This window comes from Butyrivibrio sp., from assembly GCF_017433805.1.
GTDB lineage: Bacteria > Bacillota > Clostridia > Lachnospirales > Lachnospiraceae > Butyrivibrio.
The window spans coordinates 170,670-193,149 of record NZ_JAFRGN010000036.1; the positions used below are offsets into that span (position 1 = coordinate 170,670).

At 40.7% G+C, this 22,480-nt stretch carries 20 protein-coding genes; 3 read left to right on the forward strand and 17 right to left on the reverse strand.

Annotated elements, in window-relative coordinates:
* Window positions 1–2 precede the first annotated feature (2 nt).
* Both IJI01_RS09600 and glyA read right to left on the reverse strand, forming a co-directional pair.
* A complete protein-coding gene (locus IJI01_RS09600) occupies window positions 3–1,283 on the reverse strand; it encodes a glycoside hydrolase family 3 N-terminal domain-containing protein (RefSeq protein WP_292189354.1) in 1,281 nt (426 codons plus the stop codon).
* 708 nt (window positions 1,284–1,991) lie between these two features.
* Complete coding sequence (gene glyA, locus IJI01_RS09605) at window positions 1,992–3,230, reverse strand: serine hydroxymethyltransferase (RefSeq protein WP_292189357.1); 1,239 nt, start codon at window positions 3,228–3,230, stop codon at window positions 1,992–1,994.
* Window positions 3,231–3,400: 170 nt separating this feature from the next.
* Here glyA and IJI01_RS09610 point away from each other — a divergent pair, with 170 nt between their 5' ends.
* Window positions 3,401–4,396, forward strand: coding sequence for a diacylglycerol/lipid kinase family protein (locus IJI01_RS09610; protein WP_292189361.1), 996 nt, complete (start codon window positions 3,401–3,403; stop codon window positions 4,394–4,396).
* 50 nt (window positions 4,397–4,446) lie between these two features.
* On the opposite strand, the gene IJI01_RS09615 is transcribed toward IJI01_RS09610, so the two are convergent.
* The 15 genes from IJI01_RS09615 to argC all read right to left on the reverse strand — a co-directional run bounded on the left by IJI01_RS09615 (window position 4,447) and on the right by argC (window position 20,646).
* Complete coding sequence (locus IJI01_RS09615) at window positions 4,447–5,157, reverse strand: serine/threonine protein phosphatase (RefSeq protein WP_292189363.1); 711 nt, start codon at window positions 5,155–5,157, stop codon at window positions 4,447–4,449.
* Between the two features lie 52 nt (window positions 5,158–5,209).
* Window positions 5,210–6,235, reverse strand: coding sequence for a glycosyltransferase family 2 protein (locus IJI01_RS09620; RefSeq protein ID WP_292189365.1), 1,026 nt, complete (start codon window positions 6,233–6,235; stop codon window positions 5,210–5,212).
* A 31-nt stretch (window positions 6,236–6,266) separates the two neighbouring features.
* The gene (locus IJI01_RS09625; protein WP_292189367.1) at window positions 6,267–6,899 is read right to left on the reverse strand and encodes a DUF1653 domain-containing protein; all 633 of its coding nucleotides are present in this window, start codon (window positions 6,897–6,899) and stop codon (window positions 6,267–6,269) included.
* 112 nt (window positions 6,900–7,011) lie between these two features.
* Window positions 7,012–8,022 carry a DNA polymerase III subunit delta gene (gene holA / locus IJI01_RS09630; protein WP_292189370.1) on the reverse strand — a complete coding sequence of 337 codons (1,011 nt, stop codon included), beginning with the start codon at window positions 8,020–8,022 and terminating at the stop codon, window positions 7,012–7,014.
* Window positions 8,023–8,046: 24 nt separating this feature from the next.
* Window positions 8,047–10,314 carry a DNA internalization-related competence protein ComEC/Rec2 gene (locus IJI01_RS09635; protein ID WP_292189374.1) on the reverse strand — a complete coding sequence of 756 codons (2,268 nt, stop codon included), beginning with the start codon at window positions 10,312–10,314 and terminating at the stop codon, window positions 8,047–8,049.
* Between the two features lie 16 nt (window positions 10,315–10,330).
* On the reverse strand, window positions 10,331–11,278 hold the full coding sequence (locus tag IJI01_RS09640) for a GerMN domain-containing protein (protein ID WP_292189376.1): 948 nt from the start codon (window positions 11,276–11,278) through the stop codon (window positions 10,331–10,333).
* Window positions 11,275–12,789: a sensor histidine kinase gene (locus IJI01_RS09645; protein ID WP_292189378.1), complete on the reverse strand. Its 1,515-nt coding sequence runs from the start codon at window positions 12,787–12,789 to the stop codon at window positions 11,275–11,277. The genes IJI01_RS09640 and IJI01_RS09645 overlap by 4 nt, the downstream gene beginning before the upstream one ends.
* 13 nt (window positions 12,790–12,802) lie before the next feature.
* Complete coding sequence (locus IJI01_RS09650; protein ID WP_292189380.1) at window positions 12,803–13,483, reverse strand: response regulator transcription factor; 681 nt, start codon at window positions 13,481–13,483, stop codon at window positions 12,803–12,805.
* A gap of 14 nt (window positions 13,484–13,497) precedes the next feature.
* Window positions 13,498–14,154 carry a helix-hairpin-helix domain-containing protein gene (locus tag IJI01_RS09655; RefSeq protein ID WP_292189383.1) on the reverse strand — a complete coding sequence of 219 codons (657 nt, stop codon included), beginning with the start codon at window positions 14,152–14,154 and terminating at the stop codon, window positions 13,498–13,500.
* 89 nt (window positions 14,155–14,243) lie between these two features.
* Window positions 14,244–15,743, reverse strand: coding sequence for a sugar ABC transporter substrate-binding protein (locus tag IJI01_RS09660; RefSeq protein ID WP_292189386.1), 1,500 nt, complete (start codon window positions 15,741–15,743; stop codon window positions 14,244–14,246).
* Complete coding sequence (locus tag IJI01_RS09665; protein WP_292189389.1) at window positions 15,740–16,939, reverse strand: aspartate aminotransferase family protein; 1,200 nt, start codon at window positions 16,937–16,939, stop codon at window positions 15,740–15,742. The genes IJI01_RS09660 and IJI01_RS09665 overlap by 4 nt, the downstream gene beginning before the upstream one ends.
* Window positions 16,940–16,976: 37 nt before the next feature.
* Window positions 16,977–17,873 (reverse strand): acetylglutamate kinase, encoded by an 897-nt coding sequence (gene argB / locus IJI01_RS09670; RefSeq protein ID WP_292189391.1) that lies wholly within the window; start codon window positions 17,871–17,873, stop codon window positions 16,977–16,979.
* 16 nt (window positions 17,874–17,889) lie between these two features.
* Window positions 17,890–19,113 carry a bifunctional ornithine acetyltransferase/N-acetylglutamate synthase gene (gene argJ / locus IJI01_RS09675; RefSeq protein ID WP_292189394.1) on the reverse strand — a complete coding sequence of 408 codons (1,224 nt, stop codon included), beginning with the start codon at window positions 19,111–19,113 and terminating at the stop codon, window positions 17,890–17,892.
* Between the two features lie 26 nt (window positions 19,114–19,139).
* Window positions 19,140–19,583 (reverse strand): GNAT family N-acetyltransferase, encoded by a 444-nt coding sequence (locus IJI01_RS09680; protein ID WP_292189397.1) that lies wholly within the window; start codon window positions 19,581–19,583, stop codon window positions 19,140–19,142.
* A gap of 10 nt (window positions 19,584–19,593) precedes the next feature.
* Window positions 19,594–20,646 carry an N-acetyl-gamma-glutamyl-phosphate reductase gene (gene argC / locus IJI01_RS09685; RefSeq protein ID WP_292189399.1) on the reverse strand — a complete coding sequence of 351 codons (1,053 nt, stop codon included), beginning with the start codon at window positions 20,644–20,646 and terminating at the stop codon, window positions 19,594–19,596.
* Window positions 20,647–20,943: 297 nt separating this feature from the next.
* On the opposite strand from argC, the gene IJI01_RS09690 reads away from it, so the two are divergent.
* Together IJI01_RS09690 and IJI01_RS09695 are read left to right on the forward strand one after the other, a co-directional pair.
* The gene (locus IJI01_RS09690) at window positions 20,944–22,167 is read left to right on the forward strand and encodes an argininosuccinate synthase (RefSeq protein WP_292189402.1); all 1,224 of its coding nucleotides are present in this window, start codon (window positions 20,944–20,946) and stop codon (window positions 22,165–22,167) included.
* A 3-nt stretch (window positions 22,168–22,170) separates the two neighbouring features.
* Window positions 22,171–22,464: a DUF1294 domain-containing protein gene (locus tag IJI01_RS09695; RefSeq protein ID WP_292189404.1), complete on the forward strand. Its 294-nt coding sequence runs from the start codon at window positions 22,171–22,173 to the stop codon at window positions 22,462–22,464.
* Window positions 22,465–22,480: the final 16 nt, after the last annotated feature.

Consider the following 22,480-nt stretch of genomic DNA (forward strand, 5'->3'; position numbering starts at 1 on the left):
CTTTATTTTATTTCGTCAACTTTGCCTGAATACTTTAGTCTGTATATTCTTTTTAATGATTCATTAATTCTGTCTTCTGTAATAACTCCATTCTGAACAGCCTCCAGTACTCCCTGGTAAGCCTGCTCAAAGTCCGCTGGAAGGAAAAGCATATCTGCTCCTGCTGTGATAGCATTAACAGCAGCCTCTTCAGATGAATAATTCTCAGTGATAGCACCTTCATTGAGAGGGCCTGTCAGAACTAGACCATCATAGCCGAGCATTCCTCTGAGCTCATCTGAGATCATAACCTTGGAAAGGGATGCCGGAGTGTTATCACCAGTGATAGTAGGAAAAGATACATTACTCATCATCACTGCGCCTGTACCACCATCGCCAATTGCTCTCTGATAAACAACATAGGCTGTAGTAGTAAGCTCTTCCTTGGTCATCTCATTGGAAACCATTGCTGACTTGGTGTCTCCACAGACAGGGAACTGATAAACACAGGCTGTAACACCACTGTCATGAAGAGCTGATGTCATAGACACCGAAATATCTGCCACTGTCTCCATTTCAGTTCCATATCTGCCATTTTCTGTAATATCAAGATCTGGTGCTATGCAGAAGTTGAAGCCATATTTGAACATTGCACTTCCAACAGCTGAACCTGCATTATAAGCTGTGTCAGAATTATTGACCTCTCCTATCTCAAGGCCACCTACAGATGCTGCAATTGCGCCGTTTCCGCTTCCATCTTCCATGATTGCAGTAAAAATAGGATACTTACTCATATCGGTAGTATTCTTGATCATCTCAGAAATCTGTTCCTGAGATTTAATATTCTTGGCTGAGTAGTAGAGACCTCCGATAGCATATTTAGACAGAGCATCCTGAGTACTTGAACCAGCCTTAACAACAGTCGCTACACCAGTGATCTGCTCTGGACTGACCATAAAAAGACCTGCAACCTTTTCCTCCAGTGTCAGTTCAGAGATACAGCTGTTAACGATCTCTTCAAGAACATCTCCAGAAGTCATAACTTCCGGCTCCGGAGTAGTTTCCTGAGGAGTCTCAATCACAACTTCCTGATTCTCACTGGAAGCAATAGCTGCAGCTTCCTCTTTTTCTGCCTTTCTTGCGCTTGTAACCTTCCTGATGGAATAAACTCCGAAGGCACCAGCTGCTATAACAATAACTAATGTGGTAATAAGTATGATCAAAGCCATGAGCTGACTCTTTTTCCTACGCTGTCTGCGAGCCAGTCTCTTCTCATCAAAATCTTGTTCTTCTAATCTTCCCATATCTCCCCAAAAAACTCCCTCTAAAGTAAATCTATTAAATAAATTTTACCATATTAAGAGTTTCCTATGAAGAAAAAAAGCACAAAAACTGAGGGCAGAAGCTTCATCGATAAAACCTGCTTCTGCCCTATGCCGAGTACTTATTAACTTCCTTTATTTCGTCCAATGGACTAATCCTCCGGTTTCTCAGCTCCTTCTTTCCATTAACTTTTGCATTCATATGCTGTGGCTGCAAGATGTTGATATTGCAATTACCACCTATCATGTACTCGATAGCTGTATTTCTAAAACCTAATTCCTAAAACAAAACTTTAAAACTTTAAAACTTTAAAACTTTTAAATAGAACCTAACTTCTTAGTTTGGTGGTCCGTACCATCCTTTCTTTGAATATTTTAACTACTTATCCCTTTGGACTGTACCTACCTTTCTTTCTCCAATGGATCTGTATATCTTTGGAGAAGTATTTTGTTTCTTTAGATGTTTTTATTATATTCATGGGGTATCAAATTGTCAATACATATTTCGTATTTCTTTTAATTAATTTGATAATAGAGCTATAATTGTTCTATTTTCTGCTAATTATTATAATTGTATATTCATTATATACAATTTAGACACCTCCTGGAAGCAAGAAAAAACGCGCATCATCCTTTTTGGAAATGATGCGCGTATTATTTCAAAAACACCAAAAACTAATCTTATTCTGATTACTTAAGAGGATATTTAGCTGTGAGCTCTGCGATGATAGCTCTTGCATCATCATTTTTCTCACCCTTATTCTTGATAACAATAGCAATTGCCTCAGCAATCTTGTCCATATCTTCCTCGTTCATTCCACGTGTTGTTACAGCTGGAGTTCCAAGACGGATACCACTTGTAACAAATGGAGACTGCTGCTCATTAGGAATAGTATTCTTGTTAGCAGTGATATGAGCATCGTCAAGCCAAGCCTCTACTTCTTTTCCTGTAAGACCGAAGTTTGTGAGATCAACAAGCATGAGGTGATTGTCTGTACCACCAGATACAATCTTGATGCCTCTGTCCATAAGTCCCTTGCAAAGAGCCTTAGCGTTCTTGACAACGTTCTGTCCATAAGTTGTAAACTCAGGAGAAAGAGCTTCCTTAAAGCATACAGCCTTGGCAGCAACTACGTGCTCAAGTGGTCCACCCTGAATTCCAGGGAATACTGCCTTGTTGAACTTGTACTTGTCCTGAGCTTCCTGATTCCAGAGGATAAGTCCTCCTCTAGGTCCACGAAGAGTCTTGTGAGTTGTTGTTGTAACAACGTCTGCATATGGGAATGGGCTTGGATGAACACCTGCAGCTACAAGACCTGCAATGTGTGCCATATCTACCATGAGAACTGCTCCGCAAGCATCAGCAGCTTCTCTAAATTTCTTGAAATCGATTGTTCTGCAGTAAGCTGAAGCGCCGGCAATGATAAGCTTAGGCTTGTACTCAACTGCAAGTCTGTACATCTCCTCATAGTCAAGAACACCGTTCTCATCTACGCCATAAGGGATAACTTTATAATATGTTCCGGAAATATTAGCTGAACTACCATGAGTTAAATGACCACCCTGATTAAGATTCATACCCATGATTGTGTCGCCTGGCTGAAGCAGTGCAAACTGAACTGCAAGGTTTGCCTGAGCTCCTGAGTGTGGCTGAACATTTGCATAATCGCAGTGGAACAGCTCTTTAGCTCTTTCGATGGCGATCTTCTCAACTTCATCTACTACATAACAGCCGCCATAATATCTTTTTCCAGGGAGTCCTTCTGCATATTTGTTGGTAAGCGGACTTCCCATAGCTGACATAACAGCCTTACTTGTCCAGTTTTCAGATGCAATAAGTTCGATGTGATCGTTCTGACGATCTACCTCTTTCTCAATAAGAGACGCGATTTCAGGGTCTACTGCCCTTAATTCTTCCAATGAATACATTTCTAGACTCCTTCCCAATAACCTTTTACAATGTAATGCGTTAAAGCAACATCTTGTGTATCGTATCATATACCGAGAAAAAATGCTATAATAAATGCATTAATTATTTATTTAACAAGACCAGGTGTTAAATGACTAATTATCAATAACAACACAGGGAAGGCAATTAAATGTATTACTGCATAGTTAACCCCTCTGCCAGATCAGGCAAGGGCAAAGAGATATGGGAGAAACTAGAAAAGAAATTTGACGAAAAGGGATTTGAGTACAGAGCAGTATTCACAAAGGGACCAGGACATGCAACCAAGCTGGCCAGGAACCTTACAACCAAAGCGCCAGAAGGCGAGAATGATTCCACTAATAAGAAACATGAAAGTCCCATCAAGCTTGTAGTCCTCGGAGGCGATGGCACTCTTAACGAAGTTGTCAACGGAATACAGGACTTTGAGAACACACTTGTAGGCTATATTCCAATTGGCTCAAGCAATGACTTTGCAAGGGATTTATCTTATCCCAAGGATATAGATACTTTGTTAGATAAGATTATAGAAGCTCAGAATGTACGCACACTGGATCTTGGCAAACTGACCTATAATTCCATGTCCAGAGAGACATCAAGACTTCACGATGACAAGATAGCTGTAACCAGGATATTCGATGTAAGCTCAGGAATTGGCTTTGACGCTGCTGTATGCGAACAGGCTCTTTCTTCCGGTACCAAGAATTTCCTCAACAAAATAGGCCTTGGTAAGCTTACCTATGGTTCAATAGCTCTTAGGCAGCTCCTTGGAGCCGAGAAGGTTCCCTGTGAAATCATCCTTGATAACGGCGAGAGCATTCACTTAAAGCGCTTTATCTTTATAGCTGCAATGATCCATCATCACGAGGGCGGCGGCTTTAACTTCGCCCCCAAGGCAGACTTAACTGATGGTAAGTTCGACATTGTTTACGCAGGTGATATGCCAGCAATCAAGATGCTCTTTACTCTTCCAATGTCATTTTTAGGTAACTACTACTGGATCAAGGGTGTTGGCCACCACGTTGTCAGAAAGGCCACCATCAAGACTGACAAGCCTATGTGGGTTCACACAGACGGCGAAGTATCTGTCAAATCAGACCACATCACCTGGGAGTGTCTCCAGCAGAAGCTGCGTATGATGAACTAAATATTTAGAATAAAAAATCAGCCTGACTCGTATGAGCCAGGCTGTTGTTATTAGTTGTAACGAACTGCTATCTTCGATTCCTGCTTGATGCAGAAGTTCTCTAGAAGAGATGTGTGATAGTACAATATGTAGAAAATAATAGCCATGATAAATGCTGTTATTACATCATAGAAGGAATGCTGCTTAACAAAAAGTGTGGATAGGATAACACTCCATCCAATGAAGTCCATAATGATGCTACCTCTTTTACCAAAGCGCTTACTGTGATGAACAGCTATCATTGTTCCAATTGAGTTATATACATGGATGCTAGGCCATAGATTAGTTGGTGTATCCGTACTATATATAACACGAACAAGATCTGTAAATATGTTATCCCTTGGCATAACTACAGGGCGTAGATTATGCATATTAGGAAATAGTGTTGATATTACAAGGAATATCGTCATTCCTGTTGCAAGGAAAAAGAAATACTTGTAATAGTCCTCCACATCAAAAGAAAGCAAAAAGAACATTAGTGTAAGCGCCACATATGCAAACCATAAATAATATGGAATAATGAATGCCTCCACAAACGGTATGTAATCATCTATTACAGTGTGGATGATTGCATAGTGAGAAAACTTGTGTTTCTCAATACAAATGAACCAGGACATATAAATAGGCACATAAACCAGAATTGGCATAGCCAATTTAAATAGATCCATCCGTGTCTCTTTACAGAGCTTACGTCCAGTCCACTCTTCATAGAATTTTTTCATAATTTTTCCTCATAATCTGATACTAACAGCTTATAATTCCACAATAATCAGATTAGTTAAAGTGGAATATCTTCTGTAAGAGCTTGTAACCAGCAAGTGTGATCTTTCTTCCGCCCTTACCTGGAAGATAGATATAAGTACCTTCGATACTATATCTGATCTTCAAATATAAAAGAAAGTTCTTATCCTTGATATAATCAAGAAGTTCTTTTCTCTTAGCGAGATTCTCAGGTGTATCCTCTGTGATCAAAAGAACTGAGGATATAGCTGTAATGATCTCAAGATAGTTGAACATGTATTTATGACGCTCTCTCTGAGAACGGATCATACCATAATTCTCAACATAGTAATCAACCATCAGCTTGTTAACGCGAATCTGCTGATCGATTCTGGACAACATGATCTTCTGGTTAACTGACTGGTCTTCTCTACCAATGTAGTAGTAATAGAAGTTAACATCCAGATAGTACATGGTCTTAACAAATGGCAGTGGGTTGAACACATAAATGTTATCTACATAGAAGGTATGCTCTGGAAGCTTAAGTCCACACTGCTGCAGAAGCTTGGTTCTGAAAATAACTGAATGCATCAAAAGATAATGTCCCTTAGGAGTTCTCTTTACATCCTTCCATGTAAAGAGCTGTTCAATAGGAAACATCCTATTGTAACGCATTACCTTATGTCTTTTTTCGCCAACCTTGTTATATACGAAATTGCTGATGAGAAGATCAAGCTGTGTCTCTCCTCCTGCAAGTTCTGCTAATGTTGAAAGGATCTTTCTGTAAGCTATCTCCTTAACCCAGTCATCTGAATCAACAACTTTGAAGAAAAGTCCTGTAGCATTCTCGATACCGGCATTAACTGCGCTTCCATGTCCTCCGTTTGGCTTATGAATAGCCTTGCAAATTGTTGGATACTTGGCTGCATAAGCATCTGCTATCTCAGCAGTTCTATCTTTAGAACCATCATCTACAATGAGAATCTCTACATCCTCTCCTCCGACGAGCAGAGAATCAATACATTTCTCCATATAGCTCTCGGAATTGTAGCATGGTACTGCAATTGAAAGTAATTTCATTCCTGGTAAAACTCCTTAAACCTCATAATATTTATCTTAATCTAGTACTCTCGAATTTCTCCATAGTACTGAGACAAGTTCTCAGATCATTAAATCTGTCATACACATCTCCCTCGTTAACAACAACGCCAAGAGACATAGCCATTATGTCAATCATATCATTCGTTATTGTCGGGCGGAGCTTGGACAATATATCATTCTTATCAGCAGCAAGATCAGCATCCATGAACTCAATAACAAGAGGATCCATGTTGAGCTCCTGCGCTTCTTCGTCGACGCTTTTCTCCATGACTGCTGAAGGCTTGTATGGTTCCTTACGAAAGTTGTTGCGCTGCTGATCAAGGCTTGATGCAGGCGTGGATGCTTTGGAATCAGATGTCTTGCATTCAGAGGCTTGAGCTTTTGAAGCTACTGGCTCTGACGCTTCTGCTTTGGTATCAGTAACTTTCTCAAATCTGTATTTCTGCTTAACATCAGGATACTTATCCCTGTCTACCTCAGACATGAACATATCCAGTGGTCTGACATATACCTTGTAATCACCATACAAAGCTTGGTAAACTACCATCTCTTCTCTTGTCTCAGAGTGAGTAGCTATAGTAACTACCTGATACAGATTTCCCTTAAAATGTCTATAAAGTTCCTGTGGTCTTGGTCTATCCAAAACTAAACCTCCCCGGGCCATACGAAATGATTAAGAAAATAATCTTTGTCTAGTATAATCCCTTAGTAATATTATTTCAAATAATGTAACAAATTTCTCAACTCCAAAAGTATCACGCTGTGCACTTAATGATCACCATCTCAACACTGATCACATAGTCAAGCTTACCAGTCTTGACCGCCTCATCATTAGCGGCGCACAGTTCAAGTGCATCCTGAAGCTCCTGTCTGGTGTAACCTCTCGCCCACCCAATGTACTTATTAACAAGGAAAGGTGCAAGCTTAACAGCACTTGCTATAGAACCATTATCCTTATGATTCTCATTCATCTCCTTGACCTGAAGCATCAGATTAAACTGCCTTGTTATAAGAGCCAGTATCTTGGCTGGTGGCTCCTTGAGAGCAAGCAGATCATAGTACAGATCTATAGCTCTTTTCTGATTCTTTTCAACAATGGCATCTGTCATTGCAAAGATCCTATTGGTAAGCCAGTTAGCGCAAACTGCCTCGATATCCTCTTCTGTTATCTCGTTTCTATCAAGACAATAGCATATAAGCTTCTCAAGCTCGGTGCTGATATTGGACATGTCAGTACCGACTCTGTCGATCATAAATGAAAGAGCTCTTGGAGAAATAGTCTTGCCTTCACTCTTTACCTTGCTGGCAATCCAACTGGCCAGAGTTCTCTCGTCCTGTTCCTCACAGCATATTTCAAAGCCTGTCTTGGAAACAGTTTTGTAGATATCCTTACGCTTATCTACTTCCTTTTCTGCAAAAATAAAGAACGTGGTCTCTGAGGGACTTTTGAGATAATCTGCAAGTTCTGGACACCCGCTCTTAAAAAGACCACTATTCTCAATAAGAATAACTCTTTTATCAGATAAAAACGGCATTGTCTCGGCCATGTCGATGATCTCGCCTGGATTGACGGAGTCTCCCTCGTATCTGGAGAAATTCATCGATGTAACATCGCCGGCAAGAGCTTTCACAAGCTTATCCCTGTTCTGATTTCTCAAATATGCTTCTTCTCCATATACAAGATAGCACCTCTGAAAGTTGCCATTTTTAATATCTTCATTAAGTTGTCTTTGTTTTACTGGAAAATCTGTTGTTTTAGCTGCCATTTTCACGCTCCAACATATATGTTATCACAGAGGCGCCAAAAATTCATCAACGTAAACCCTGTTATTATTCACAATTACTGTTATTGCTCCGGATTTATCCGTGCGATAGATCCTGGCGCCAACAGCATCAAGCCTTTCTATAAGTTCCCTGTGAGGATGGCCATAGGAGTTGCCTTCTCCGCAGCTTATAAGCGCAATGCCAGGACGTAGCGCCTTAAGGAATTCTTCATCGCTTGTGTACCTTGAGCCATGATGTGCAACTTTTAGAAGATTTATATGAGAAAGCTTATCAGAATTAGCCCTCACATCCTTCATGATATGTGCCTGTCCCTCTTCTTCAACATCTCCAGTAAATAGAGCTGTGAAATTCTCATATTCCATAAAAAGAACTGTCGAATAGGCATTGGCCCCATCTGTAGTCATATCTTTAACCGGATTAAGACAGGTCAGCTTCATATCATTAAAAGCTAATCCCTGTCCACAGCTGATATAACTTACAGGAATATGAAGCTCTCTTGCTCTTTCTTCAAGCATTCTGTAGTTAGAGCCTCTGGATGAGCTTCCCACATCAGGAAGAATAAGATTCTTAATACTTATCCCTCCCTTTTCCATATCATCCATTATCTCAAAAATGCCGGATATATGGTCTTCGTCTTCATGCGTCACTATAGCTGCGTCAAGTTTTCCAACTCCTTCATGTTGAAGATATGGAATGATAGTATATTTCCCCACCTGATTTTTGTCTGTACTGCCACCATCGATCAGAAGAGCTTCTGTCCTGGTTCTAATCAGTATCCCATCTCCCTGACCTACATCAATTGCAGTAATCTTAAGATCTGGCACGGGATTGATAATCAGAAGAAAAAGAACTGACAGATAGGAAGCCGTAATTGTAGCCTTATATTTACTAAATTTCTGATTCATTGTAAGCACTGAAAACATGATAAGTGCTGCCACATATAAAACAATCTTCCATTTTGGGGCATTTCCCATATACCACTTTCCTCCTGGGAATGTCCCTACTACCTTGCATAGAAGGCTAAAGCTTCTGAGAATGACATGTATCATAACGCCCGGTATCAAACCTAAGCTTCCCAGAAAGCTTCCAAGAAGCATGCAGATTATTCCTAGCAGCATCAGAGGTGGCATAAGTGGCAAAATAAAAAGATTAAGTATAATAGAGTAAATAGGATATACATAGTAAAAGCTCATGTACACAGGTATTGTAACCAGTAGGATCGATATACTCACAAGAAGAGCTGATCCAATGTATTTATATGCCATAGTCTTAAAAACGCTCTCTTTATCATCAGAAAACTTCATCTTCTCAGCCTCTGCATTAGGAATAAAACTCTTAATAGCTGGCATAACGAATCCGATAGCCACCACAGCACCAAAGGAAAATAAAAATCCGCTGTTATATAAATATAAAGGCTGTTCTATAAGAAGCATTATCTCTACAAGGCTAAGGGCTGATAAAAGGTCATAGGTTCTTCCAAGCACAGGCGCCATGAGCCTTACTCCAAACATAACAATTGCTCTTACCGATGAGGCGCTCATTCCACACATCTGCCCATAGGCAAACATGAATGCTATAGGTAATATAGTCGCCGGTATCAGTGGAATACGAAGCCTTCTAAGGAGCTTATATAAGCCCATACCAAGAATGGAAATATGAAGACCACTAACTGCCATGATATGAATGATTCCAGCATCCTTATAAAGGCTCTTGGTTTCTTCATCCATAAACGCCTTATCCCCCAGAATGATAGCTTTCATTATGGAAGCATCTTCTGACGATAGGCTCTTATCCAGCACAGATTCCAGCTGATATTTTATCTGATACAAGCCCTCTTTGATCGTATCTTTTTTACCGGTAACTGCCAGTATCTTTGCGTTTTTTATTCTATATGCAATTTTCAAAGTTGAATAATAAAGGCGTGAGTCAAATTCGCCCGGATTTCTCCCAGGCTCAAAGGATTTTTGCGTTCCTGCCACTTTGACATACTGTCCAATAGCAGGCTCTTTATAATCCTCTTTAGACATATAACATTGAATATACTTATTATTTCCTAAGTCATTGATTCCTATGGGAATAATATAGATTACCGGAGATACTTCACCCAAATAGTCGACTCGAAACTCTTTTCTGTCTACAATGCCAACTATTTGAAGTGAACGCCCATCTCCTGTATTAGAAACATCTACAAGATTTTCAGATCCAGATAATTCAAGATATAAATAGACTAACGCCGTTATTAAAAGTGCTGCCAAGCATAACGGTCGTTTCATAATGTAATTCCTTTTGTTATTCTACCAGATCAAGATTCCTTTCATATGATCCGCTTATAAGATAATCCATAAATGTAAAGGCAGACTCTCCGTTAACAGAGAATACTACTTTGTTGATATTTGGAAGTTCCGTAACAGTATTTACTATTGAATAAATAACAGCTTCTGCAGAAGCTGAACCAGTCTGAGATAAAAACGCAGAGTCAAAGTCTATATAGCAGACACCATCCTTGGAATTTATACTTCTGACCTTGGTTTCCTTGGATACCGTTGGAAAGGCAATATCTGTGTTAGGCCCGTTGATAACCTGCTCAACTGCAAGCTTTTCCATTGAAATATTACTGTTATATACAACAGATCTGTATACGGGAATCAGCTTCTTGCCATCTTCACTGGCAAAATACAGCTTAAGCTCAACCTTCTCATAGGTATTAATCTCGTTACCAGCATTATAGATGAAGGTATCTGCAGACATATTACCAATAACATTTCCGTAATGGTCAGTAATTGGTGTTCCCTCGATCTGGAAGGATACATAATCAATATTCTCTAGCTGAGTAAAAGTTCTGACTATGGCTGCTCTGTCCAAAATTTCTATTGTTCTACCAAGGTTAGTGTAATTAGGGCTGAAATTCATGGTCAGAAGCTTATCATTAAGTGAATAGCCAATCAAATGAATATCACCTGATATCGGTGCCTCGTACTGAAGTCTGTCAGGCATCTGTCCCAATACATCAATGAGCTCTTTGATAGCTGCGTCAGTATCTGTTATAGGCGCAATAAGCTCATAGTCCTGAGATATGATTCCGGTCTCACTGCTATTTACGTAGTAAACCTTGATCTGCTGCTCAGGAGAAGCTTCCTCTTTGCCACAACCAGCCAGAAGTGGCATAAGCATTACTGTAGCCAGAAAGACGCCCAGATTCCGTATGCAATTTGAATGTCTGTTAACTGTTTTCATCATTTTGTTCCTACACTTGAAAGAGGTATCTTAACTGTGAAGGTTGTGCCCTCTCCCACAGTACTCTTAACATCTATTGAGCCTCTGTGCATGATTACTACGTTTCTCGCTATAGATAGACCAAGACCTGTTCCACCGATTTCTCTGGAACGTGACTTATCTACGCGGTAAAATCTCTCGTAAATATGATCCAGTGAAGCTTCCGGAATGCCCATTCCAGAATCTGCCACAGATGCATAGAAATACTGATGGTCGGCATCAAGTGTTACTCTTACCCAGCCATTATCCTTGTTGTATTTAATAGCATTCTCAACCAGGTTCATGATGAGAAGCGAGATCTTAACTTCATCAATTTCAGCTGTTATTGCTCTCTTACTCTCAAGGGTCAGCTCTATATTATGCTTTCTGGCTATAGGCCTCATCCTCTTAAGCACGCTTTCTGTGAGTGCAACCACATCAACCTCGGTAATAGAAAGACCTGCAGAAGTCTTGTCCATCTTAACCAGAGCAAGAAGGTCATTGATGATCTTATCTTCTCTGTCTATCTCATTACCAATATCTGTCATGAACTCTCTGTACACTTCATTAGGAACATCTTCCTGTGCCAGAAGAGAATCAGCTAATATCTTGATGGAAGTAATAGGAGTCTTAAGCTCATGAGAGACATTGGATACAAATTCCTGTCTGGAGTCGTCCAAAACCTTCATTCGCCTGAGGAGAGCATTGAAAGCCTTGATGATCTGCTCTGTCTCCATATAGTTGGGGCCAACAATAGGCTTATCTGTATAACCTTCCTTGATGTCATTGATAGCAGCTGTAATTCTATCAAACGGCTTAAGAAGCGCATATGCAACAAGTGCTGCAAATACCAGAATCACCATGGCAATCAATATCTCAATTGTAGTAGCACGCCTATCAAGGATCTCCATTGTGGTAGCAATAGTGTCAGTAGATACACTAGTCAAAAGAACTCCTCTAACCACCTCGTTCTTATCGTCGCTGTCATATACATCCTGCTCTTCTATAAGCTGTGTCTCTACAATAGGTGTCAAAAGCTCAATATATCCATTGGCCTGATCGTACCTTGACATAGTTCCCTTTGTTCCTGTCTTCAGGCAGTTTACAACTTCCTCAGAAATAATTGTCTTGCCCTGACTGATACTATAAGTATCTTTGACAACCTTGAGATCATCATTGATAACCATTACTCGTCCATCATAGAGATTGGCAAGCATATCCAGCTCAGCATTGATAACATCTGATGACTGGTTCTGTAAATAGTTGTAAGTAATAAGGTGATTGGCCAGAATCTTGAGCTGCGTCTGCACCTCTGTAGACTTGACACTGACGGCACGGTTCTCATAGCTATCAAGAATCATCATATGCACAGAAAGGCATGATAATAATCCTGTAATAGCTACGACAAAAAAGAAACGTACTCTTAGACTTTTTAGAAGGTCTCTGATTTTTAATTGTTTAAAAGATTCAATAATTCCATCTACAAACTTTTTCATATTAGAATGCTACTTACGCCTGGAAATAGTAGCCACTGCCCCATTTTGTTCTGACATATCTGGGTTCACTAGGATTGGACTCAAGCTTTTCTCTAAGTCTTCTGATATGAACGTCAACAGTTCTGACATCCCCAGGATACTCAGTTCCCCATATTGTAGTGAGCAGTTCTTCTCTTGAATAAACCTTGCCAGGGTTAGAAGCAAGGAGCTCCAAGAGCTCATATTCACGGCTGGTAACATTTATTTCCTTATTACCAACGAATACTCTTCTATACTCCTCATTAAGCTTGAGGTCGCCATAGGCGATAACATCTTTACTATCAGAATTCTTGGATGCTCTACGCATAATTGCCTTGATTCTGGCCTTAACTTCAAGAATATTAAATGGCTTGGTGATATAGTCATCAGCACCATACTCAAGACCAAGGATTTTGTCCATATCATCGCCCTTAGCTGTGAGCATAATGATAGGAACATTTGAAAACTCTCTGATCTGCTGACATACTTCAAAACCTGTAAGTATAGGCAGCATTACATCTAAAAGAATAATATCGTATTCATTGGCTTTTGCCTTATCAAGAGCTTCCTGTCCATCATAAGCACAGTCAACAACTATGTCATCCTGTTCAAGGCTATACTTAATGCCCTTGACTATCACTTTTTCATCATCAACAACAAGTGCTTTTTTACTCATACAAACCACCATTTCTACACAGTTATCTGATCTTTTATCTTGGAAAAGAGCTTATTCTTGATCCCTGAAACCTTCATAATATCCTCGATACAGGAAAAATTACCAGTCTCAGTGCGATAACTAACTATCTTGCCAGCTACCGCGTCTCCAATCCCAGGAAGCACCTTAAGCTCTTCTATTGAAGCTGTGTTGATATTAATAAGTCCATTGTTACTGTCCGCTGATCCAGTCCCTTGTCCTGAAGTATCACCAATGTCAAAGCTCTCGGCCTTGGCACTCTTATCAGAAGCTTTCTCTGCTTCTGCCACTTCAGCTACTGTCGGAATCCTGAGCCGTTGTCCATCCTGAATCAGCGCCGCAAGATTGACATAAGCTTTGTCAGCATCCTCAGTAAAGCCACCTGCAGCATCAACTGCATCCACGATCCTGAGATCATTATCAAGATAATAAACTCCAGGATTAACCACTGCGCCGCATACAAACACTGCGCAGGTCACCTTCTCTATAGCTTCTGCAGTCTCTGTCTCTTTCGGAGTTTCCTCCGCTGTGTCTGTTTCCAGAACCAGCTCCTGCTCTACATCCTGAGAAGATAATACCATCACCTGTGAATCTGCCCTCTGACAGCCCACAAGTAACATCATTGTAACTAGTAATACTATAATATTTCGCATGTTTCCTCCCTTAGAGAGGACCCCGCCATGCATTTTAATTTTATAAAAGTTAACTTGATAACGCAATACCATTTATGGCATGCACATCATCAATCACTTTCCTCTGTAAGTCCAGCTGTAATAGCCTCATCGTCAGGATCAGGAATAAATTCCTCAGTGTAAGCTTCTCCTGTAATCTGAGTCATAATGCTCTCAGATACCGCTCTAAGAGTAGCGTTACAATCCTCTCCATTCCAGATCTTGGTAAATGCAATCTCAAGCTCCATCCAAAGATTACTTGTCTCAATAGTCTTAGGCATAGGAACTGAATCGTTATATACATCAACAAAAGTATTAATATTGCTGTCATTATATTTAACGCCATAATGAGCAGCCACTTTGCCACTATTGACGTAAATATCTCCTGAGTTATCGTTGCAAAGATATCTTGCTACGGCATTAGCCTCTGTAATGTGCTCAGTATATCCATTAACTACAAGGCAGTTTGTAACTGACATAGTTCTGGTACCAAAATCAGCTGTAAGCCCTGGCATATCAGCAACAGCAAATTCGTAAGGACATTCGCCTGCATCCTGAGCCTCTTTGATCTTGCCAAGAATATCTGTTGTCGCTACGGTAAATACAATCTTACCATCTATGAAATCGCTGACGATCTTGTCGTAGTCGATGTCATCTGCATCAATAGCAAAGAACTGGTTAAGCTGCTGATAAATCTTCATACAGCTGATTGTGTCTGTATTGTAAATATCAATAAGACTAACATCGTCACCAGCCTTACCACCAACATTCATATAATTACCTACAAAGAAGTAATTATAGAAAATATCAGTAACATCCCATTTAAATACGGCCTCAACCTGCTCTGGAGCATTGTAGCTCTCAGCAAACTTGAGGATATCAGATATTGTAAGAGGAAGGTTATGTGCAATCTCCTCCTCAATCATGACCTGAGTAATCTCTGTAGGTACATCCGATGTAGCCTCGCTTGAATCAGCCTCAGACGCCTCATCAGAAGAAGCATCTATCTCAGCCTGAGCAGCTTCACCCTCAGCAGCATCTATTTCTGACTGCATGTTGGCAACGGCCATCTCTTCCATGTAGGTCTTGTTATACACAAGACTACTGGTCTCAAAATACATAGGATAGGCTATATATCTGCCATTATATGAAACAGAACTGATTGCAGCATCAGGGAACATCTCAGGTGAAAGATAATCCTCACCATCAGTAATCTCCATGGCAAGTCCAGCCAGATAAGCCTTTTCCAATGAATCATTAGTTATAATAAATAGATCCGGGTAGTTATCATTTGTAAGAGAAGCCTTATTGATTGCTTCCAGATACTCAAGACCAGACACAAGCACAGGCTCAACTCTGACATTCTGATTGTTCTCAGAATAAGCAACAGCCTTGCTCTGAAGATAACTGGTAAGGGAATCATCCGTGTACCACAATCTCACTGTTGTTCTGCTCTTGGGAAATAAAGAACGATTTTCAAAAATGCTCTGTCCCGAGCGGGCGTACACAATTGTGCCCGCAAGGGTACATGCAATAAGTATAATAGAAAAAATTCTTACTTTTAATTTCATACAGACTCCAGGCATGACCTTAAAATATCGATCATGTCATCCACATTCTCTTTGGTTATAATGAGAGGTGGAACGAATCTGATTATCTCAGCCCCGGCATTAATTAAGATCAAGCCCTTTTCAAGAGCCTTGTTTATTATCTCTGAAACAGGTCTGTTAAATACCAGCCCCTGCATCAATCCCGCACCTCTTCTATCTATTATGAAGTCGTACTCATCCTTAAGCTCATCTAAGCGCTTTTCTAAATAAGGAGCCACTACTTTCACATTCTCTATTATATTGTCCTGTTTAAATAAATCAAGTACTTTGCCTACCGCCGCACAGGCAAAAGGGTTGCCCCCGTAGGTAGTACCATGATCTCCGGCAACAAGAGAATTTGCTCCAACTTTTTCTGTCATAAGGAAAGCTCCAACGGGAACTCCGCAACCTAGTGCCTTGGCTGTTGTCATGATATCTGGCTTAATTCCAAATTTCTGCCAGGCATACATATATCCGGTTCTGCCCATACCACACTGAATCTCATCCAGTATCAGCAAAATGTCCTTTTCATCGCAGAGCTTTCTTACCTTTGTAAGGAACTCTTCAGTAGCCGGAAAAATACCTCCCTCACCCTGAACAGTCTCCAATATAATAGCACATGTTTTGTCTGTAACGCACGCTTCTACGCTATCATAGTCATTGATATCAGCAAATTTAACATTGCCGATCATAGGTTCAAAAGCTTCTCTATAGTGAGGATTTCCAGTAACAGATAACGCTCCAAAGGTTCTGCCGTGGAAGGAATGGTTCATGGCTATAATCTCACCATCTGCCTTGCCAGTCTTATTATAATGATACTTTCTGGCAGCCTTAAGTGCTCCCTCTACAGCTTCAGCTCCACTGTTGGTAAAAAATACTCTGTCCATACCGGAAGCTTCTTTTATCTTCTTGGCAGCTTCTATGGCAGGAACATTATAGTAGTAATTAGAAGTGTGCAAAAGCTTATCTATCTGAGCTTTAAGAGCATCGTTATACTCCTTATTATTATAACCAAGAGCAAAAACAGCTATACCAGATACAAAATCCAGATATTTCTTGCCATCAAGGTCATAAAGATATACCCCATCCCCCTTATCAAGGACGATCTGATATCTGTTATAGGTATGAAGAAGCGCTTTCTCAGCTTCCTCTATATACTGCTTCATTGTCTCACTCATCACAATATCTCCCGTTATTTATGAAATCCATAGTACGTCAGGCTTCTGCAGCAAAGTCATCAGCATCTGGCATAAACATTGTTCCAATACCTTTATTTGTAAATATCTCCAGCAGCAGGCAGTGAGGAATTCTTCCATCGAGGATATGCACTCTCTTAACGCCCTCTCTGATTGCATTGGTACAGTTATTAAGCTTAGGGAGCATTCCTCCGCCAATGTTACCACCAGCAATAAGCGCATCTGCCTCAGAACAGGTAAGACGTGAAATAAATGTAGAAGGATTCTTGATATCCTTGTAAACACCTTCAATATCAGTCAGGAACGCAAGCTTATCAGCTCCAACTGCCTTGGCAATAGCGCAGGCTGCGTCATCAGCATTGATATTGTAGGTATCAAAATTGTCATCAAAACCGATAGGAGCAACAATTGGGAGATAGTCATTATCTATCATGTCAAAGAGGACCTTAGGATCAACCTTATCAACCTCTCCAACAAAGCCAATGTCCTTACCATCGGAATACTTCTTGGTAACATGAAGAAGTCCTGAATCCTTGCCACTGATACCAATTGATTTAACTCCCAGCTCCTGAACCATAGTAACAAGCTGCTTGTTAACTCTGCTCAGAACCATCTCAGCAATTTCCATGGTCTCTTCATCTGTAACTCTGAGGCCATTTACAAACTCAGCCTCTTTGCCAACCTTGGCAACCCAGTTGCTGATAGCCTTTCCACCACCGTGAACGATAATAGGCTTAAACCCTACAAGCTTCAAAAGAGTAACATCTGTTATTACACTCTTTTGAAGTTCAGGATTACTCATGGCACTTCCACCATACTTAACAACAATTACTTTCTTGTTGAACTTCTGAATATATGGAAGTGCTTCTACCAGCACCTCTGCCTTTTTTAATACTTCCTGCATATCCTTATCCATGCCACTCTCCTCCCCTTTAGCTCCTGTAGTCCGCATTTATCTTGACATAATCGTATGTCAGATCGCAGCCCCAGGCTGTAGCCTGCGCTTCGCCTTCATTCATGTTTACAAATACAGTAACTGTGTCTGCCTTCATAATCTCAAGCGCCTTGTCTTCATCAAATAATATTGGTGTTCCCTTATCAAACACCTTAAGCTTACCGTTTACACTCTCAAAGTAAAGCTCAACATCATTCTGATCAAAGTCTGCTCCGGAATATCCCATAGCACAAAGGAATCTTCCAAAGTTGGCATCGCATCCATAGATAGCAGCCTTGGACAGGTTAGAGCCAACAATTGCACGGGACAGGATTCTTGCATCCTGCTTGTCCTTAGCACCGACAACCTTGGCCTCGAAGAGCTTACTTGCGCCCTCTCCATCCGCAGCCATCTTCTTGGCAAGGAACTCACAGACAAACTTAAGTGCTTCCTTGAAGGCTTCATAATCAGCGTTCTTGTCTGTTATCTTCTCATTTTCTGCAAGACCATTAGCCATGCACAAAAGCGTATCATTGGTGGATGTATCACCATCAACAGTTATCATATTGAAGGTATCCTTAACCACATCGCTGACAGCTTCTTGTAAAAGAGCTTTTTCAATAGCAAGATCTGTAGTCAGAAATGCTAGCATAGTACACATGTTGGGATGGATCATTCCTGAACCCTTACTCATTCCACCAAGAGTAACAGTTTTACCTGATACTTCAAAAGAAACAGCGACTTCCTTATTAACAGTATCTGTAGTCATGATAGCCTTGGATGCATCAGTTCCAGCCTGGATACTACCGTCCAAGGTTGTACTCATGGTCTTAACACCTGCCACCAGCTTATCTACTGGAAGCTGCATTCCAATAACTCCTGTTGATGCTACAGCTACAGAAGAGTAAGGAACGCCAAGGCTCTCCTCAACCGCTTTAGCAGTAGCTTCGCAGGCATCATAGCCCTCTTTTCCCGTACAGGCGTTAGCTATTCCGGAATTGACAACAACTGCCTGCATTGGACTTCCTGACTCAACAATACTTTTATCCCACATAACACAGGCTGCCTTAACTACATTAGAGGTAAAAGTTCCAGCGCAGACACATGGAAGCTCTGAATATACAAAAGCCATATCTGTCCTGCCCTGATACTTGATCCCTGCCTGGCAACTAGCTGCCTTAAATCCCTTAGCAGCTGTGACGCCGCCATCTATCTTCTTCATATCAAGCTCCATCCTTCCTAATCTTTTTACGGAACAAAAACTGTCTTGTTATCTTCATTAAGAGCAAAATCGTAATAGTACATGTCATCTCTGCGAGTCCAGTTCATCTTCTGCCAGAACTTGTTTCCAACAACATTCGTAACAAAAGCGTTCAGACACACCTTACTGATATGCTCTTCCTTAAGCTTCTCACAACAAAACCCAACCATCTTTTTGCCTATACCATGCATTCTGTACTTCTCATTAACACATACGTGATACAGACAAGCTCGTCTTCCATCATGGCCGCATAAAATAGCACCTACTATTTTTCCATCCTCGATATCAACTACGCTTGTGGTAGGATTTCTCTTGAGAAACCTCTCTATTCCTTCCCTTGAATCATCCAATGAGCGAAGCCCAAATCCATGAATTGAATTCCAAAGCTCCCAAACCTCATCGTAATCATCCATTGTCATTACACGAACCATTTCCAACTCCTCATGGGCACCTTGGGACAATCCTAAGTCCCATTGTCTCATCCAGCCCAAACATGATATTCATATTCTGTACAGCCTGACCAGCTGCTCCCTTAACCAGGTTATCTAATGCCCCCATCATGATGATCCTGCCAGTTCTCTCATCGATCTTGAATCCAATATCGACGAAATTACTGGAGTTAACAAATCTTGTCTCAGGACAAACACCACTGTTTAATAATCTGATAAATATCTCACTACCATAATACTTCTCGTAGACAGCTCTTACTTCCTGCTCTGTTGGAAGCTTTCCATCCTTTTTAACCAGTGTCGCATACTCAGTAGCAAGGATTCCTCTGTTCATAGGAACGAGGTGAGGTGTAAAATTTATAACCATCTTCTTGCCAGCTGCATAGCCAAGCTGTTCTTCAATCTCAGGAGTATGTCTGTGAGTTGCTACGCCGTAAGGCTTAACACTTTCATTAACTTCACAGAACAGATTTGCAACCTTGGCTCCTCTTCCAGCTCCTGTAACACCGCTAAGAGCATCTACGATCAAAGTGTCAGGATCGATAATGCCCTCCTTAATAAGAGGATAAGCAGTCAGGATTGAACAGGTTGTATAACATCCTGGGTTAGCAACAAGTCTTGCATCCTTGATCTTGTCCCTGTTGATCTCGCACAGTCCGTACACTGCTTCTTCTATATAAGAAGGTGCCTTGTGTTCAATCTTGTACCATTTCTCATATTCAGCTACATCTTTTAATCTGAAGTCTGCAGACAGGTCAATAACCTTGACCTTATTAAGAATATCTTCATTTATAAGTGAAGCGCACAGTCCCTGAGGAGTTGCAGTGAATACTACATCAACCTGATCAGCAAGCTCTTCCATGTTATCATCAAGGCACTTATCTTCTATTATCTTAAAAAAGCCTCCGAATATACTTGCAAATTCTTCACCAACATAGCTCTTTGAGCCATACCAGACAACCTCTGCTTCAGGGTGTCCCAAAAGAATTCTTGCTATCTCTGCGCCTGCATAACCAGTTGCGCCAATAATTCCGACTTTGATCATTTTATGCATCCTCTCTTTATAAGAAATAATTAGGAAAATCAAAATAATAACTTGTCAAAATAGCTTGTTTAAACTTTTTTCAGTATACGACTCAAAAATGAATTGCGCAATATGTTTTTTAATATTTATGCATCAAAAATGAATTTTTTAAATATTTATGCAAAAATGTGTTGCATTTTATGCAATGATGATTTATATTGAACTAGTAGCAGCTATTTGTGATTAATTATTATCAAGTAGCCGTACATAATTAATGATAATCGAAAAAATAATATAAAGAAAGATGAGGTTACGGTAATGGCTAAAGAAAAAGTTATTCTTGCATATTCTGGTGGACTTGATACAACAGCTATCATTCCATGGCTTAAGGAGAACTTCGATTATGAAGTTGTATGCGTATGTATCGACTGTGGTCAGGAGGAAGAGCTTGACGGTCTTGAGGAAAGAGCTATCAGCTGCGGAGCAAGCAAGCTCTATATCCTTGATGTAGTTGATGAGTTCTGCGACGAATATATCGTTCCATGTGTACAGGCTCATGCAGTATATGAGAACAAGTACCTTCTTGGAACATCAATGGCACGTCCTCTTATCGCCAAGAAGCTTGTAGAAGTAGCTAGAAAAGAAGGCGCTGTTGCTATCTGCCACGGTGCTACAGGTAAGGGTAACGACCAGATCAGATTCGAGCTCGGAATCAAGGCTCTTGCACCAGACATCAAGATCATTGCTGCCTGGAGAAATGACAAGTGGACAATGGATTCCCGTGAATCAGAGATTGAATACTGCAAGGCTCATGGAATCAATCTTCCATTCTCAGCAGATTCAAGCTACAGCCGTGATCGTAATCTCTGGCATATTTCCCATGAAGGTCTTGAGCTTGAGGATCCTTCACTTGAACCTAATTACAAACATCTCTTAGTACTCGGCAAAACTCCTGAGGATGCACCTGACACTCCTACTACTGTTACTATGACTTTCGAGGGCGGCGTTCCCAAGTCTGTTAATGGTAAGGAAATGAAGGTTTCAGATATCATCCGCACACTCAATAAGCTCGGCGGCGAGAACGGAATTGGTATCGTAGATATCGTTGAGAACCGTGTTGTAGGCATGAAGAGCCGTGGCGTTTATGAGACACCTGGCGGAACCATCCTCTACGAGGCACATCAGCAGCTTGAAGAGTTGATTTTAGACCGTGATACCTATACAATGAAGAAAGATATGGGCAACAAGTTTGCTGATATAGTATATGAAGGGAAATGGTTCACTCCTCTTAGAGAGGCTGAGCAGGCTTTCATCCAGTCAACTCAGAAATATGTAACTGGCGAAGTAACATTCAAGCTTTACAAGGGCAATATCATTAAGGCTGGCACCAAGTCACCTTATTCTCTCTACAATGAGAGCATTGCTTCTTTCAAGACTGGCGACCTCTATGATCACCACGATGCAGAGGGCTTCATCAACCTCTTTGGTCTTTCATGCAAGGTTCGTGCTATGAAGATGCAGGAAGTAGAATCCAATAAGTAATACATGAATTCTTTAGTTCTTATAATAGGATATTTGATCTTAGCTAATATAATAGGGTTTGCCTTAATGGGAATCGACAAACGGAGGGCGCGTAAGAACGCCTTCCGTGTTCCTGAGGCAACCCTATTTTCTGTGGCATTTGTGGGAGGCAGCATCGGCTCTATCCTGGGCATGATCATCTTCCGCCACAAGACCAAACACTGGTATTTCACCCTTGGTATGCCACTTGTTCTAGTTCTTCAAATATTACTTGTAGCCGTACTATTTTGGCTTCCAATCTCTTTTAGCTTCATATAAAATAATGGGGAAGTAT